The sequence below is a fragment of the Ralstonia sp. PBBBR1 genome (genome assembly GCF_002256165.1).
Classification (GTDB): Bacteria; Pseudomonadota; Gammaproteobacteria; order Burkholderiales; family Burkholderiaceae; genus Ralstonia; species Ralstonia thomasii.
Map to the genome: position 1 here is coordinate 251,676 of NZ_NKIL01000006.1, position 14,630 is coordinate 266,305.

The 14,630-nt window shown below is 66.0% G+C and carries 15 protein-coding genes and 1 tRNA gene; 3 read left to right on the plus strand and 13 right to left on the minus strand.

Going from position 1 to position 14,630, the window contains the following annotated elements; translation table 11 throughout:
• Positions 1-8: 8 nt before the first annotated feature.
• From CFE42_RS12355 to trxA, 4 genes are all read right to left on the minus strand, one after another.
• Positions 9-332, minus strand: coding sequence for a thioredoxin domain-containing protein (locus CFE42_RS12355; RefSeq protein WP_004629440.1), 324 nt, complete (start codon positions 330-332; stop codon positions 9-11).
• A gap of 97 nt (positions 333-429) precedes the next feature.
• Positions 430-846: a bacteriohemerythrin gene (locus tag CFE42_RS12360; RefSeq protein WP_004629438.1), complete on the minus strand. Its 417-nt coding sequence runs from the start codon at positions 844-846 to the stop codon at positions 430-432.
• 81 nt (positions 847-927) lie between these two features.
• Positions 928-1,593 (minus strand): DsbA family protein, encoded by a 666-nt coding sequence (locus CFE42_RS12365; RefSeq protein ID WP_004629436.1) that lies wholly within the window; start codon positions 1,591-1,593, stop codon positions 928-930.
• A 9-nt stretch (positions 1,594-1,602) separates the two neighbouring features.
• On the minus strand, positions 1,603-2,448 hold the full coding sequence (gene trxA / locus CFE42_RS12370; protein WP_004629433.1) for a thioredoxin: 846 nt from the start codon (positions 2,446-2,448) through the stop codon (positions 1,603-1,605).
• A gap of 199 nt (positions 2,449-2,647) precedes the next feature.
• Here trxA and CFE42_RS12375 point away from each other — a divergent pair, with 199 nt between their 5' ends.
• Positions 2,648-4,354: a long-chain fatty acid--CoA ligase gene (locus CFE42_RS12375; RefSeq protein ID WP_004629431.1), complete on the plus strand. Its 1,707-nt coding sequence runs from the start codon at positions 2,648-2,650 to the stop codon at positions 4,352-4,354.
• A 39-nt stretch (positions 4,355-4,393) separates the two neighbouring features.
• Here the strand turns inward: CFE42_RS12375 and CFE42_RS12380 are convergent, their stop codons facing one another.
• The 5 genes from CFE42_RS12380 to CFE42_RS12400 all read right to left on the minus strand — a co-directional run bounded on the left by CFE42_RS12380 (position 4,394) and on the right by CFE42_RS12400 (position 7,172).
• Entirely contained in the window at positions 4,394-5,188 is a 795-nt protein-coding gene (locus CFE42_RS12380) for an ankyrin repeat domain-containing protein (RefSeq protein ID WP_004629430.1), read from the minus strand.
• A gap of 11 nt (positions 5,189-5,199) precedes the next feature.
• On the minus strand, positions 5,200-5,949 hold the full coding sequence (locus CFE42_RS12385; RefSeq protein ID WP_004629428.1) for a gamma-glutamylcyclotransferase: 750 nt from the start codon (positions 5,947-5,949) through the stop codon (positions 5,200-5,202).
• A gap of 137 nt (positions 5,950-6,086) precedes the next feature.
• Positions 6,087-6,162, minus strand: a tRNA-Cys gene (locus CFE42_RS12390).
• A 63-nt stretch (positions 6,163-6,225) separates the two neighbouring features.
• A complete protein-coding gene (locus tag CFE42_RS12395) occupies positions 6,226-6,579 on the minus strand; it encodes an FKBP-type peptidyl-prolyl cis-trans isomerase (protein WP_004629425.1) in 354 nt (117 codons plus the stop codon).
• A 41-nt stretch (positions 6,580-6,620) separates the two neighbouring features.
• Complete coding sequence (locus tag CFE42_RS12400) at positions 6,621-7,172, minus strand: YaeQ family protein (RefSeq protein ID WP_037043908.1); 552 nt, start codon at positions 7,170-7,172, stop codon at positions 6,621-6,623.
• 172 nt (positions 7,173-7,344) lie between these two features.
• On the opposite strand from CFE42_RS12400, the gene CFE42_RS12405 reads away from it, so the two are divergent.
• Together CFE42_RS12405 and CFE42_RS12410 are read left to right on the plus strand one after the other, a co-directional pair.
• Entirely contained in the window at positions 7,345-10,206 is a 2,862-nt protein-coding gene (locus CFE42_RS12405) for a DUF2339 domain-containing protein (RefSeq protein ID WP_004629419.1), read from the plus strand.
• Complete coding sequence (locus CFE42_RS12410; RefSeq protein WP_004629418.1) at positions 10,203-11,525, plus strand: DUF3999 domain-containing protein; 1,323 nt, start codon at positions 10,203-10,205, stop codon at positions 11,523-11,525. Before CFE42_RS12405 ends, CFE42_RS12410 begins: the two co-directional genes overlap by 4 nt.
• A 62-nt stretch (positions 11,526-11,587) precedes the next feature.
• On the opposite strand, the gene CFE42_RS12415 is transcribed toward CFE42_RS12410, so the two are convergent.
• The 4 genes from CFE42_RS12415 to CFE42_RS12430 form a co-directional block, all read right to left on the minus strand.
• On the minus strand, positions 11,588-11,971 hold the full coding sequence (locus CFE42_RS12415; protein WP_004629415.1) for an MAPEG family protein: 384 nt from the start codon (positions 11,969-11,971) through the stop codon (positions 11,588-11,590).
• 76 nt (positions 11,972-12,047) lie between these two features.
• Positions 12,048-12,269 (minus strand): RNA-binding S4 domain-containing protein, encoded by a 222-nt coding sequence (locus tag CFE42_RS12420; RefSeq protein ID WP_004629413.1) that lies wholly within the window; start codon positions 12,267-12,269, stop codon positions 12,048-12,050.
• Between the two features lie 16 nt (positions 12,270-12,285).
• Entirely contained in the window at positions 12,286-12,849 is a 564-nt protein-coding gene (locus CFE42_RS12425) for a YceI family protein (RefSeq protein ID WP_004629410.1), read from the minus strand.
• Between the two features lie 44 nt (positions 12,850-12,893).
• On the minus strand, positions 12,894-14,624 hold the full coding sequence (locus CFE42_RS12430; protein WP_004629407.1) for a glutamine--tRNA ligase/YqeY domain fusion protein: 1,731 nt from the start codon (positions 14,622-14,624) through the stop codon (positions 12,894-12,896).
• Positions 14,625-14,630 lie beyond the last annotated feature (6 nt).

Below are 14,630 nucleotides of genomic sequence, written 5' to 3' on the forward strand. Positions count from 1 at the left end.
GTGCTGCCTTATCGAGGGATCACCTGATCCAGCTTCTCGCGAATGGTGTCGGCGTACACGCCGGACCACCCATCTCGCGGCTGGCTGTTGGCAAAGACCACAAAACCTGGCATGACCGACACGCCGTATCGATCGGCGGTGTGCTGGTTTTCGTCGAAGTCCATCGTGACGAAGGTGGCACGTCCGGCGTAGCTCGATTCCATCTGCTCGAGGCTGGCCACGGCGGACTGGCTCGGGTGGCTCCACTCCGCGGCAAAGCACACCACCACCGGGTTGCGTTGCGAGGCGTCGATCACATCGGATTGAAACGAGGCATCGTTGACGGTCTTCATGGGCGCTCCCAGAGTGGAGTGGACGCCCGCGCAACGAAGGCCTGCGGGCAGGGCCACTCTGACTCTAGGCAGCGGACCGCCGGTCGACAACCTGTGTTCAGCCAACGTGCTCGATATTGCGCTCCGAATTGCCCATTTGTGCCAGATACGTCGTCATCATGCGGTCCATTACGTCGACATGCTGGGCAAACCAGGCGGGCAGCTCCGCCACGAGCCTGCGGCCGAGGTCCATGTCGCCGGCGGCGGCGCGCTTGTGCACTTCGCGGCACAGCGCCAGCACGTTGTCGTGCTCGCCGCGATGGCAGTGGCGCGGGGGAAAGTCGGCCGCGTCCATCCAGGCGTTTTCTTCAGCGAAGTGGTGCTCGGTGTGGTCGATGAAGGCGTCGAGCGCGCCAATGAACTCGGCGTCCGTTGCATCTGCAACGGCATTGAGCAACGCACAGAACTCGACGTGGTTGGCGTCAGTGGCGGCATCTCCGAGTTGGAGCGCCTCCGACCATTCGATCACGGGCATGGCAGGCTGAAGAATTGGATGGGCGAGGCGATCAGCTTAAGCGAGGCACACCGCGCCGCAGTTTGACGACGGGCAAACCTGTTAGCCGGCGTCCGGGGCGGGATGCTGCTGCAGCACTTCCACCGCCCGCGCATAGAGCGCCACCGATGGCGCATAGCCACGCCCGATCTGGTACAGCGTGCCGCCTTGTTCGGCCAGCAGGCTGGGGAAGCCGGTGATGCCCCAGCGGCGCGAGAGTCGGAAGTCTTCGCGCGTTTCTTCTCGCAGCGCATCCGTGTCGAACACGGCATCGAAGTGTTCCGCCTCAACGCCATTGGCGAGCGCAACGTCGCGCAGCACATCGGCTTGTGTGGTGTCGCGGCCTTCGGCGTAGTAGGCGTGCTGGATCGCGTGAAAGACGGCGAGCACGCGCTCGTCGTCCTCAGCCCAGTATTCGCGCGCCATGACGACGCCGCGGCAGGCGGGTTCGGTGTCGTAGACGAAGCCGTCGCGGCGCATCGCCACCTCGGGCGACTGGGCAAAGGGCATGCCGCTGCGTTCGGCCACTGCATGCCAGTGGTGGAGGATTTCGTCGCGCTTGTCTGCGGCCATTGGTTCGCGCTGGCCGGGGCGCAGGCCGCCGGTGATGAGGGTAACGGGCGCCGGCGCACCCAGCGTTTTGGCGAGCCGCTTGCGCAGGTCAGCCAACTGCGGGCCAAAGCCGTAGCACCAGGAACGCATCGGATCGGCCACGTAGATCAGTCGCATGACGGCTCCTCAATTCAGTTTGGACGCCAGCTGCCTGCGCCAATGCGATACCGCCTGCGGCGCGTCGCGCATCATGTCGAATACCGAGACCATCGTCTTGCGCGCAATGTCGTCACGGAAGGCGCGATCCCGCTCGACGATGGCGAGCAATTGCTCCAGGGCGGCTTCGTAGTCTTGTGCCGCGATGTACTGCTGTGCCAGGTCGAGCCGTGCCTGCAGGTTGTCCGGTTGCGCTTCCACGACCGTGCGAAGGGCGCCGGCATCGGGTAGCGTATCGGCCCGTTCGGTGGCCCTCAGGCGCGTTTCCAGCGGGGCATAGCGCTCATCCTGCGGCGCCTTGGGCGAGAGCAATGCGAATTCGTCTTGCGCGGCATGCACGTCGCCGCTGTCGAGCAGCAGGTTCACCAGCGCAAAGCGGGCGGCATCGAAGCCCGGGTCGAAGGCCAGCGCGTTCTGGAACGCTTCGCGCGCGTGGGCGGTTTCGCCGGCCTGGCTCGCTGCCAGTCCTTCGCGATAGGCGACTTCTGCGGGCTGCGGAATCACGCGGTCGAGGAACGCGCGCAATTGTGCTTCGGGCAAGACGCCGACGAACTGGTCGACCGGCTTGCCATCCACGAACGCCACCACGTACGGGATGCTGCGGACGTGGAACTGGGCGGAAAGCTCGGGGTTTTCGTCGGAGTTGATCTTGGCGAGCTTCCATTTGCCGGCATATTCGGCCTCCAGCTTTTCCAGCATCGGGCCCAACGTGCGGCACGGGCCGCACCATGGCGCCCAGAAATCGACCAGCACCGGTATTTGGCGAGAGGTTTCGATCACTTCCTGCGCGAAATTCTGCGAGGTGATGTCGCTCATCGGCGGGATTCTCCTGAGGGGCAATGGCGCCGGCACACGGGCCGGCGAGAGGTATCGTGCATTTTACTTGCGGGTGGGGCGAGCCGTTTTCAGCCAGTCTGTCCGCCGCAATAACGTATGTCAGAGCAACGGTTGAAAATAGAACGATCGTTCGGATACCATCGGGTAAAAACAACACACAGATTTACGGAGACATGGCATGACACGACCGCACTTCCAGTTCTGGCCCCGACGTTTGCCGCACAACATCAGCTCGCCGCAAACGAGCCTTTGGTACAACCTGGAAGTGTCGGCGCGACGCTATCCGGACAAGGACGCGATCATCTTCTACGGTCGCCACACCACGTTCCGAGAACTGCACGACGATGCGGTCGCCGTGGCCGGCTGGCTGCAGCAGGTGGCGGGTGTGCAGAAGGGCGACCGCGTGCTGCTGTATATGCAGAACTGTCCGCAGTTCATGGCCGCGTACTACGGCATCCTGCGTGCCGACGCGGTGGTCGTGCCGGTCAACCCGATGAACCGGCCCGAAGAGTTCAAGCACTACATCACCGATGCAGGCGCTGCCACGGTCATCTGCAGCGCAGATCTGGCCGTCAACGTGACCACGGCCAACGCCGAGCTGCCGGAAGCGCAACGCACCCGGCACCTGCTGGTCACGTCCTACGCCGATGCGCTGCCGGCCCAGTACGAATATCCCGAAGACGCCCCGCCTGCGTGGATCACCGCGCAGCATCCGGCGCAGCCCGGCGCGGTTGCATGGAACGACGCTCTCGCGCAGCGCCTCACGCCGGGCCCGCACACCGCCGGGCCGGACGACCTGGCCGTGATGCCGTACACGTCAGGCACCACGGGCTTCCCCAAGGGCTGTATGCACCCGCACCGCACGGTGATGCACAACATCGTCGGTGGCTCGATGTGGTCGAATGGGACGAAGGAAGGCGTGAGCCTGTCGATCATCCCGCTGTTCCACGTGACCGGAATGCAGTACGGCATGAACGCGCCGATCTACATGGGCTCCACGGTCGTGATGCTGCCGCGCTGGGATCGCGAGGTGGCGGGGCGGCTGATCTCGCGCTACAAGATCACGCATTGGACGAACATCCCGACCATGGTGATCGATTTCCTGGCGAGTCCGCAGTTGGCGGAGTTCGACCTGTCGAGCCTCGCCTACATCGGCGGCGGCGGCGCGGCGATGCCACAAGCCGTGGCTGAGCGGCTGCTGAAGGATTTCAACCTCGCGTACCAGGAAGGCTACGGCCTGTCGGAAACGATCGCGCCCACGCACAGCAATCCGGCCGATCGGGCCAAGCAGCAGTGCCTGGGCATTCCGGTGTTCAACACCGACGCGCGCATCGTCGATCCGCAGACGCTGCAGGAGTTGCCGATCGGTGAGGTCGGGGAAATCATCGTCAGCGGCCCGCAAGTCTTCCTCGGCTACTGGGGCAAGCCGCAGGCCAGCGCGGAAGTCTTCATCGAGTTCGAAGGCAAGCGCTTCTTCCGCACCGGCGACCTTGGCCGGATGGACGAAGACGGCTACTTCTTCCTCACCGACCGGCTGAAACGCATGATCAACGCGTCGGGCTTCAAGGTGTGGCCGGCCGAGGTGGAAAGCCTGCTGTACAAGCATCCCGACGTACAGGAGGCCTGCATCATCGGCACGCGCGACGCGTATCGCGGCGAGTCGGTCAAGGCGGTGGTGGTACTCAAGGCCCACGCCAAGGGCAAGACCACCGAAGACGACATCATCAACTGGGCGCGCGACAACATGGCGGCCTACAAGTACCCGCGCGTGGTCGAGTTTGTGGATGCGCTGCCCAAGTCCGGCACGGGCAAGGTGATGTGGCGCACGCTGCAGGAGCAGGAAAACGCAAGGAATGAAGCGGCCGAGAAACCGGCCGCCGCGTAAGGAGCGCATCAAGAGAAAGGGGCCGGAGTGGCCCCTTTTTCAATGTCCGCGCGCCTTGAAGAGCAGCGCGCCGATGCCGTGGAAACCACGCTGACGCGCATGCCGCATCGGCGTGATGCCGCCGCGGTCGGCCAGGTTCGGGTCGGCGCCGCCGTCGAGCAGGAGTTGCACGGTCTTCTCGTATTTGTCGCTGCCATCGCCCAGGGCCACGGCTTCGATCAGCGCGGTCAGGCCCAGGTTGTTGGTGGCATCGGGCGGTACGCCGGCCTTCACGAGTTCGTTGACGACTTCGACGTAGCCGCGGCGCGCGGCCGGGATGAGCGCGGTGTCGCCATCAGCGTTGGTGGCGCGCAGGTTGGCGCCGTGCGACAGCGCCAGGCGCACCGTTTCCGCATCGCCCTGGCTGGCAGCGAGCAGAAAGGCGCTGTTCTGCGTGTTGTCCTGCAGGTTGACGTCGGCCCCGGCCTGGATGAGCAGGCGGGCCGCGGCGCCCATGTGCGCCATGACGGCGGCGATGAGCGCCGTGCGGCCATCAGCATCGCGCGCCTTGAGGCTGGCGCCTTCGGCCAGCAACGACTGGATCGCCATCGTGTTGCCGGCTTGTGCGGCAAGGATCAGGTCGCGGTCACGCGTGGCCGGGTCGCTGCGGCGCACGGGGCGGGTGTCCGCGGCGTGGGTCGCACCGGGTGCGACTTTCGCGCCGGCGCTGGCCGCCACATGCAGGATGGGCAGATGCTGCTCCTGCCACGCGTTGGCCATGTCGCCCACCGCCAGCGCCATCCCCAGCATGACGCCGATGAGCTGGTTGAGCGCGGGATGCGGAGCGATGAGCATGGCGGGCGGGTTCAGGCGCTAAGATAGGGATCGGGCAGCGGCGCAGTGTCCGTGGCGTCCGCTGCGTCGGTCGTGGCGGAGGGAGAGTTTGCCGCGTCCGTGGCCTGCAGGCGCGACCACAGGCGGTCCAGATACGGATCGTGCAGCCCATTGCTGGCCAGGCCGATCAGCGTGCGCTGCAGGTATTCGCGTGCCGGGCCGTACAGCCCGACCGCCTCGCGCAGGCAGCCGACCACGCGCTCGTCCGGCAGGCGGCCGGCATAGGCTTCGTGCGCGCGGTTCATGACAAAGGCCAGCGCCAGGACGCGTCGGCCGTTGATCTCGGTGGGCAGCCAGCGGGGCAGGTACGCGCCAGTCAGCATTTCGCGGCGCCAGAGCACGCGGAATTCGCGCTCGGCATGGTCGCGCGGTACGCGGAACGCCACGCCCCGGCAGCTGCCGCCGCGGTCCAGCCCGAGTACGAGCCCCGGGTTGTCCCAGGTGCCGCGGTTGATGCGGGAATAGAGGTAGAAGCCGCGGTGATAACCGTGCACCGTGGCGCGGGCGGCCTCGGTGTGGAAGATCATCGGGTTCCAGATGAGCGAGCCGTAGCCGAACACCCAGGCGTCCTGGCAGTCGCCGTGCGCAGCCGACAACCGCGCGAGCGTCGATGCAAGCGACGCTTCCAGCGCAGCCTCGGTCAGCAACGACGACGCGACGGGCGAATCACCCAGGGCGGCGCGCAACCGGTTCTGTTCGAGATCCTCTCGGGTGACGGCCATGTCGCAAGCATAGAGCAATCGTTACGAGTGGTCACGCAAGCGGACGGCCGATGGCCCGGAAACAGAGCGTTGCGAGGCTTTGGGGAGGTTTGACTATGGCGCGGCCGCAACGGTGAAACATGGGGCAGCCGGAAAACTGGAGGCGGGGGATCGGAATTGAACCGTCTTATACGGCTTTGCAAGCCGCAGCATTGACCACTCTGCCACCCCGCCTGGGGAGGCGGCTACGACGCGCCGGGTGACGCATCGCAAGCCGGGGCGGATTCTAGCGCAGGATCAGACTTCCAGCAGGTCGACTTCAAAAAGCAACGTTGCGTTCGGGGGGATCACGCCGCCCGCGCCGCGTGCGCCGTAGCCCAGGGCTGCCGGGATGATCAGCTTGCGCGTGCCGCCGACCTTCATGCCTTGCACGCCTTCGTCCCAGCCCTTGATGACCATGCCGCCGCCCAGGTGGAAGGCGAAGGGGTCGTTACGGTCTTTGCTGGAATCGAACTTCTTGCCGGCCTGGCCGTTTTCGTAGAGCCAGCCGGTGTAGTGCACGGTGACGTACTGGCCAGCCGTGGCTTGCGCGCCGTCGCCGACGACGACATCTTCGTATTGCAGGCCGCTTGCGGTGGTTTCGATGGTCATGATGAGCCTCGTGGAGTGACGTGGGTGATAAGGGAACAGGCTCAGGCAGCGGTTGCGGCCTTGAGGGTTTCGAGCTGGACGTGGACGTTGTCCGCGTCGTTGGCGACCCAGATGTCGCCGTCCTGGATGGTGACCTGCAGACGCATGGTGCGTTCCACCATGGCGGCCAGCGCGGCCACGGTGTCCGCCGCGACTTCATACACCGATACGTTGGCAAAGCGCGTGACCTTGGTCTCGGTCTGCTGCCACCACACGCGGCTGGCGTTGCCACTATATGTGTAGACGGCGACCTGCTCTGCGCGGTTGCTGGCCTTGCGGATGCGCGTGTCGTCGGGGTTGCCCAGGTCGATCCACAGCTCGATGGCGTCGGTCAGGTCGCGCTGCCAGAGTTCGGGCTCGTCGGGCTCCGACAGACCGCGTGTGAAGGCGAGCGTTTCGCTGGCGTGGCGGGCGAAGGCAAGCACGCGCACCATCATGCGTTCGTCGTTCTCGCTCGGGTGGCGGGCGACGGTTAGCGCGTGGTTGGCGTAGTAGTGGCGATCCATGTCGGCGATCTGCAGATCGACCTTGTAGATCGTGGATTTCAGGGCCATGCGGGTGGTCGGCAAATGGGCCGTTTTTGGCAAAGCGCGCATTGTCGCACGGGCCGATGAAGCTGAAGGCATTGCCGGGGCGCATTCCCAACGGCAGCCGTTTGCGGTATACGAGCGGTGCGTGCGCCAGTCGGCGCATGGTTTTCCTATCCAAACCAGGACAATCAGAACGATGCGTTGGATATTCGGAATCGTGGGGCTGCTGCTCGGAGGCCTGTCGGGGGGCGTCGTCGGGGCGTTCTTTGGGGCGTTGATCGGTCTGGGACTGGCCTCGCTGATTTTGTACATGGACAAGCGGGCCAGCGCGCAGTGGGCCAATCCGCCCGACGGCCCGGGCGCAACCGGCGCGGTGCCGGGCCATGCGGCCGCGCAGGCAGCCGTGTCGCCGCCGCCCGCGACGCTGCAGGAGCGTGTGGCGCGGCTTGAGCATGAGGTTTCGCTCCTGCGTCGGCAACTGGCTGAAATCAGGGGTGGAACGTTTGCAGCGCCTGCCGATATGGAGGCTTCTGCCGTTGAATCGCCGCCGACCGCGACAGAGGCGTTGCCAGCGGTGGAGGCACTTGCCGCGCCTGTGCCGGCGCCGCAGGTGGCGGTTACGCAGCCGACGCCTCAACCTGTTCCTCAGCCCGTGCCCGTCTTGGCACCGCACGAGCCCGATTGGGTCGAGCGCGCCGTGGGCGCTGCCCGCGACTGGCTGCTGGGCGGCAACAGCGTGGTGCGGGTCGGCATTCTGGTCCTGTTTTTCGGCGTGGCGTTCCTGCTCAAGTACGCGGCGGACAATAGCCTGCTGCCGGTTGAGTTCCGGCTGGCGGGTGTGGCGGTCGGGGCGATCGTGCTGCTCGGCATCGGTTGGCGCCTGCGCGAAAAGCGTCCGGGCTATGCGCTCGTGCTGCAGGGCGGCGGGGTCGGCGTGCTTTATCTGACGGTGTTTGCTGCGACGCGCGTGGTGCCGTTGCTCAGTCCTGGGATGGCGTTTCCGCTGCTGGTGCTCATCTGCGCGCTGGCCGCTGGGCTGGCCGTCAAGCAGAACGCGCCGGCGCTGGCCTTTACCGGCAGCGCGGGCGGATTCCTGGCGCCGATTCTGATCTCGACTGGACAGGGCAGCCACGTGGCGCTGTTCAGCTATTACGCACTGCTCAACGCAGGCATCTTCGCCATTGCGTGGTTCCGGGCGTGGCGGGCGCTGAATCTGCTCGGCTTTGTCTTTACGTTCGGCATTGCCACGGCGTGGGGCGTGCTGCGCTATCAGCCATCGTTGCTGGCGAGCACCGAGCCGTTCCTGATCCTCTTCTTCCTGATGTATGTGGGCATTGCGCTGCTGACCGCGCTGCGCCGCCATGTCAGCCTCACCAACTACGTTGACGGCACGCTGGTGTTCGGCACGCCGCTGGTGGCAATGGGTTTGCAGACTGGGCTGGTGCACCACATTCCGTTTGCGATGGCGTGGAGCGCCACCGCGCTGGCCGCGTTCTATCTGGGGATTGCGGGCTGGCTGGTGCCGAGGCGTGCCAGCCTTGGCCTGCTGTACGAGGCGATGTTCGCGCTGGGCGTGATCTTCATCACGCTGGCGATCCCGCTGGCTTTCGATGGGCGCACGACCAGTGCGGTGTGGGCGCTGGAAGGGGCCGCTGTGGTGTGGCTGGGCGTGCGCCAGCAGCGGCGGCTGGCGTTGGCGGCAGGCGTGCTCCTGCAACTTGCGGCGGGCGCCGCCTTCGCCGTGGATGCCGTGTTCGATTGGGCGCCGCAGAGCGGCTGGGCCGTGCTCAACAGCCGCTATATCGGCGGGGTATTGATTGCGCTGGCGGGCGTCTTCAGCGGCTGGCGTCTGCATGGCAAGGCGGAGGTGCGTGCGTGGCTGAAGGCGGCGCCGGTGCTCGGGATTGTCGCGTCGGTGTGGGGCTTGCTGTGGTGGCTCGGCAGCGGCAGCAACGAGATTGATCGCTGGGCCTGGCGCATCGCCAGCAAGACCGTCGACCGGCCGGACATTCCGCTGTATGCCGCCTTTGCCGTGCTGACGGCGTGGGCTGCACACGGCCTGCGCCGCAAGCTCGATTGGGCACTGGCCGAGTGGCCTGCGCTGGCGTTGTCGCCGGTGCTGGCGCTGATTTCGCTGGCTGCGATCGAACACTGGGTGCCCTCTCCGCTGGCCGGGTGGGGCGGGCTGGTGTGGATTGCCGCTGTGGTGCTGACCTTCGCGCTGCTGCGCCGCCAGGAACGCGACGTGAAAGACCGCATCCTCGCGCCGCTGCATACCGTGCTGTTCTGGCTGATCTGCGGCGTACTGGCGACGGAAGGCTACTGGCGCCTCGATGCCTACGTGCCCGAGGGCACCTGGAGTTTTGCCGCCTGGGCTTATGCCTATGGCGCGTTGCTGGCCCTGCTGGCGGGCGCCGGATGGCGCATTCGCTGGCCGATCGCCCGGTTCGAGCGCGCCTACCTGCTGTGGGGTGCCGCGCCGCTGGCTGCCCTGCTGTGGCTATGGAGCCTGGCGAGCGCCGCCAGCGACGGCAATGCCGCGCCGCTGTTCTACCTGCCGATTCTCAACCCGCTGGACGTGGCGCAACTGCTGGTTTTCCTTGCCATCGCGCTGTGGATGCGCCGCGTGGCGCTGCGCAAGCTCGTGCCTGAGCCGATGGTCATCGGCCACGCCATCGGCGCGACGCTGTTCATCTGGGCCAACGCGGTGCTGCTGCGCACGCTGCACCACTGGACGCATATTCCGTACACGCTGGACGATCTGGGGGCCTCGATGCTGGTGCAGGCGTCGCTGTCGATGTTCTGGACGGTGCTGGCGTTGGCGGTGATGGTGTTTGCCACGCGGCGCGCCAGCCGCGCGCTGTGGTTCACCGGCGGAGCGCTGCTGGGCGTGACGGTGGTCAAGCTGTTCCTGTTCGACCTGTCACGCGTCACGGGTGTGGAGCGCATCGTGTCGTTTATCGGGATTGGCGTGCTGCTGTTGTTGATCGGCTATCTGTCGCCGTTGCCGCCGAAGCCCAAAACCAGCGCCGGAGCTGAAACCGGGGAGGTTCTGTGAAGAAGGTTGCTCTTGCGATGGCTGCGGCGTCGCTGTTGTCTGCGCCGGCCTGGGCCGAACGCTTTGCGCTGACCGGCACGCCCGGCGCCCCGTACTACGCCGTCACGCTCAGCGAAGACGTCTACGCTCATGCGCACGAGGCCAGCCTGGCCGATCTGCGCATCCTCAACGGCGACGGCGAGCCCGTGCCGTTCACCATCGACATCCCGCGCGATCCGGCGCCGCAGGCCCGAACGCTGCACGACGTGCACTGGTTTGCCACGCCCATCGACGATGCGCAGAAGCCGGGCGCCGCGGGTGTCGTGCTCGGTACCGACGGTGTGCTGCGCGCAACGGGCGCGCAGCTGTCGCAGGCGTCTGTCCGCGCGTGGGTGGTCGACCTCAGCCAGCTTCGTGACACGGTGACGGCGCTGATCGTCGCGCTGCCGGCCGCCGAATTTCAGAGCGGTGTGAGCGTGCAGGCCAGCGATGACTTGCAGCACTGGAGCCCGGTTGCCCAGGCCACGCTGTTCCGCCTGTCCAATCAGGGCAGCACGCTGGTGCAGGATCGCATCGAGTTCACCGGGCTGCGTGCGAAATATCTGCGCCTGACGTGGCAAGGCAAACCGCCTGTGCCGGATGCCGTGCGTGCAGAGCTGGCTGCCGGTGTGCCGGTGGCACTGGCGGATAGCGCCATTCAGTGGCGCCCGGGTCTGGCGCCGGTGCAAACGCCCGCCGCAGGCGATTACCAGTTCGATACCGGCGGCGTGTTCCCGGTCGAGCGTGTGAAGATCCGTCTGCCGCAAGCCAACACCGTCGCACAGGCAACGTTCTATGCGCGGGCCGATGCCCAGGCGCCCTGGCGGCCGGTCACATCTGCCCGCCTGTTCCGGCTGGCTGGGGCCGACGGGAAGGGCGAGCAGGAGAGCGCGGCCATCACGGTGCCCGCCACGGGTGAGCGCTACTGGCGTTTGCAGGTCGACACGCGCGGCGGTGGCCTGGGCGCTGGTGCGCCGCAACTGGCGATCGGCTGGCGGCCGGCCACGGTCACGTATGCGGCGCGCGGTAACGTGCCGTTCATGCTGGCGGTGGCGGAAGTGGCGCGCGGCAACCCGGTCGCACGCGCGGATCTGCTGGCGGGTGCGTCGCCCGCCATCGCCCAGGCACAGCTTGGCGCGATGAGCGATTCGCCTGCCGACGCGCTGACAGCCGAGCCACCCGGTGGCCGCCAGCGCCAGTGGGTGCTGTGGGGCGCGCTGTTGGCCGCGGTAGCGGTGCTGGGCGGGATGGCTTGGCGGTTGTTCCGCGCGCCGTCGGTGCCACCGGATGCTTCGACGTAATCTGCATTGCCCAAAGAAAACGGCGCCACCTGGGCGCCGTTTCTTCCTGGCGGAGCGGATGTTCAGTGCGCAAAGGCCGGTTGCACGAACAGCGCAACGCACAAGGCAAAGCCCGCAAACCACATCAGCGAATGCAGCGGTGCCCAGTTGGCGAGATAGCACACCGTGTACAGCACGCGCACCACGATAAATGCGATGGCCAGCAGGTTGATGCGGTCGATGACGCCGCCGCCCAGGATGGCCACCAGCACGGCCACCGCAAAGAGCGGAAACGCTTCAAAGTGATTCTGCTGTGCGGCGGCGGCACGGGCCGCTACGCCGGTCTGCTGTGCAAGCCACCCGCGCGGGTTGCGGTTGTCGTACCGCGGGCCTTTGGCTTTGGCGATGCCGACGCACACGATCGGCAACACCGCTGCCACCAGAACGCACCAGAGGGCGATCGGCATGGTCAGTCTCCTGAATGTGGATGGTGGTGAGGGTGCCGCACCGTAGCACAAGGTGCGTTTTCAAACACCTGAGGCGCTAGTCGGTACCCTGCACGGCAATGCGCACATCCCCGAGCATGACAACCTGGCCCGCTCGAATCTTGGCCGTCTTGCGCAGTTCCGGCTGGCCGTCGACCGTGACCGCTCCGTCGGCGACAACAGCCTTGCCGGCGCCGCCGCTGTCGACCACGCCGGTGAGCTTGAGCAGCTTGTGAAGCTCGATGTATTCGGTGGTCAGGGCGAAGTCGATATTGGGCATGGATGGATTGCGAGGTTTATTGGGGCGTGGCTTCCACGCTGATGTCGAGGTCGACGCGGTCGCCCACGTCGGGCAGGAAACGCGTCATGCCGAAGGCGCTTCGGGCAATGGCGAGGTGAAAATCGCCGCCGCAGACGTGACGCGTGCTGCCGGGCATTTTTTCGTCGCCGCAACTGAAGCGGCGCACCTCTAGCCGCACAGGCTGCGTCACACCGTGCAGCGTCAGCTGGGCTTCGATGGCGGCAAGCTTGCCGCCTTCCACGACAAAGCGGTCGCTGCGCAGGCGGATGACCGGAAACTGCGCGGCGTCGAGAAACTGCTCCGATTTCAGCACGCCATCCAGCACGCGCAGGCGCGTGTTGATGGAGTCGGCATCGACGGTGAAATCAAAGCCGCCCTGGCTGGTGGCTTCGTCGAAGTTGATGGCGCCGTCGATCTTGTCGAAGCGGCCGCGCATCGTGCTCCGATCAAAATGCGATGCGCCGAAGTAGACCGATGTGTGCGCCAGGTCTGGCGCAAATGACGCGGCGAAGGCGGGAGAGGTGAACAACCCCGCCAGCAATAGAATCCATGCACGCATGATGCCTCCGATATCAGAGGCCCATGGCGCGCATGGGCCTGTGCTTACTTGCCCCAACTGTCCTTCAGGCCGACCACGCGGTTGAACACGGGCTTGCCCGGCTGCGAGTCGATGCGGTCTGCCACGAAGTAGCCATGGCGCTCGAACTGGAAGCGGTCTTCCGCCTTGGCCGTAGCCAGCGTCGGCTCCAGGAAGGCCTTGACGATCTTCTTGGAGTTCGGGTTGAGCGCATCCAGGAAGTTCTTGTCGCCCGAATCCGGCTGCGGGTCGCTGAACAGGCGGTCGTACAGGCGCACTTCAGCTTCCAGCGCATGTGCGGCGCTCACCCAGTGGATGTTGCCCTTCACCTTCACGCTGTCAGCACCCGGCGTGCCACTCTTCGTGTCCGGAATGATGTTGGCGTGCACGGCGGTGATGTTGCCGTCGGCATCCTTGTCGCAGCCGGTGCATTCGATCACATAGCCGTAGCGCAGGCGCACCTTGTTGCCCGGGAACAGGCGGAAGTAGCCCTTGGGAGGCGTCTCGGTAAAGTCCTCGCGCTCGATCCACAGCTCACGCGTGAGCGGGAATTCGCGGCGGCCGAGTTCGGGTTGCTTCGGGTGCACGGGTGCGGAGCACGGCTCGTTGAAATCGGCCGGCACGTTGTCGAGCACCAGCTTGACCGGGTCCAGCACGGCCACCGAGCGCGGCGCACGCGCGTCGAGGTCGTCACGCACGGCGCCTTCCAGGATGCTCATGTCGATCCAGCTGTCGGCCTTCGACACACCCACGCGTTCGCAGAACAGCTGGATCGATTCGGGCGTGTAGCCACGGCGGCGGATGCCAACGAGCGTCGGCATGCGCGGGTCGTCCCAGCCGTCGACGCGCTTTTCCGTCACCAGTTGCAGCAGCTTGCGCTTGCTGGTGATGGCGTAGGTCAGGTGCAGGCGCGCGAATTCGTATTGATGCGGCAGCGGGGCGGCCAGCACGCCGGCATCACGCAGGTGGTCGAGCACCCAGTCATACAGCGGGCGGTTGTTCTCGAACTCCAGCGTGCAGAGCGAATGCGTGATGTTCTCCAGCGCATCGGAAATGCAATGCGTGAAGTCGTACATCGGGTAGATGCACCACGCGTCGCCGGTGCGGTGGTGATGCGCATGGCGGATGCGGTACAGCACCGGGTCGCGCATCACGATGTTCGGCGCGGCCATGTCGATCTTGGCGCGCAGCACGTGCTCGCCGTCCTTGTACTTGCCGGCGCGCATGTCGCGGAACAGCGCCAGGTTTTCGTCCACCGAGCGGTCACGGAACGGCGACAGTGTGCCCGGGCGGGTGAAATCGCCCCGGTTGGCGGCGATCTGCTCGGCGCTCTGGCTGTCGACGTAGGCCACGCCGCGCTGGATAAGCACCTCGGCAAAGCCGTAGAGCTGCTCGAAGTAGTCGCTGGCGTAGTAGAGGTGTTCGCCGCCGGCATCGCTCCACGAATAGCCGAGCCAGTGCACGGCGTCGATGATGGAATCGACGTATTCGGTGTCTTCCTTGACGGGGTTCGTGTCGTCGAAGCGCAGGTGGCAGCGGCCGTTGTAATCGCGGGCCATGCCGAAGTTCACCCAGATGCTCTTGGCGTGACCGATGTGCAGGTAACCGTTGGGTTCCGGCGGAAAGCGCGTGACCACCGGCGGAATCGGCTGGCCAGTGGCGTCCTTGCGATCGGCGTAGGTGCCTTGCGCGAGGTCGGCGTCAATGATCTGGCGCAGGAAGTTGGACGTCGGGGCGGTGGCGTTGTCTTGGCTCATGGGAGT

Bases quoted from the DNA above. Each gene is read 5' to 3' on its own strand.
- CFE42_RS12375 (WP_004629431.1), top strand. From the start codon at position 2,648: ATGACACGACCGCACTTCCAGTTCTGGCCCCGACGTTTGCCGCACAAC.
- CFE42_RS12425 (WP_004629410.1), bottom strand. From the start codon at position 12,849: ATGCGTGCATGGATTCTATTGCTGGCGGGGTTGTTCACCTCTCCCGCC.
- trxA (WP_004629433.1), bottom strand. From the start codon at position 2,448: ATGAGCGACATCACCTCGCAGAATTTCGCGCAGGAAGTGATCGAAACC.
- CFE42_RS12365 (WP_004629436.1), bottom strand. From the start codon at position 1,593: ATGCGACTGATCTACGTGGCCGATCCGATGCGTTCCTGGTGCTACGGC.
- CFE42_RS12380 (WP_004629430.1), bottom strand. From the start codon at position 5,188: ATGCTCATCGCTCCGCATCCCGCGCTCAACCAGCTCATCGGCGTCATG.
- CFE42_RS12360 (WP_004629438.1), bottom strand. From the start codon at position 846: ATGCCCGTGATCGAATGGTCGGAGGCGCTCCAACTCGGAGATGCCGCC.
- CFE42_RS12420 (WP_004629413.1), bottom strand. From the start codon at position 12,269: ATGCCCAATATCGACTTCGCCCTGACCACCGAATACATCGAGCTTCAC.
- CFE42_RS12415 (WP_004629415.1), bottom strand. From the start codon at position 11,971: ATGCCGATCGCCCTCTGGTGCGTTCTGGTGGCAGCGGTGTTGCCGATC.
- CFE42_RS12400 (WP_037043908.1), bottom strand. From the start codon at position 7,172: ATGGCCCTGAAATCCACGATCTACAAGGTCGATCTGCAGATCGCCGAC.
- CFE42_RS12385 (WP_004629428.1), bottom strand. From the start codon at position 5,949: ATGGCCGTCACCCGAGAGGATCTCGAACAGAACCGGTTGCGCGCCGCC.
- CFE42_RS12430 (WP_004629407.1), bottom strand. From the start codon at position 14,624: ATGAGCCAAGACAACGCCACCGCCCCGACGTCCAACTTCCTGCGCCAG.
- CFE42_RS12405 (WP_004629419.1), top strand. From the start codon at position 7,345: ATGCGTTGGATATTCGGAATCGTGGGGCTGCTGCTCGGAGGCCTGTCG.
- CFE42_RS12355 (WP_004629440.1), bottom strand. From the start codon at position 332: ATGAAGACCGTCAACGATGCCTCGTTTCAATCCGATGTGATCGACGCC.
- CFE42_RS12395 (WP_004629425.1), bottom strand. From the start codon at position 6,579: ATGACCATCGAAACCACCGCAAGCGGCCTGCAATACGAAGATGTCGTC.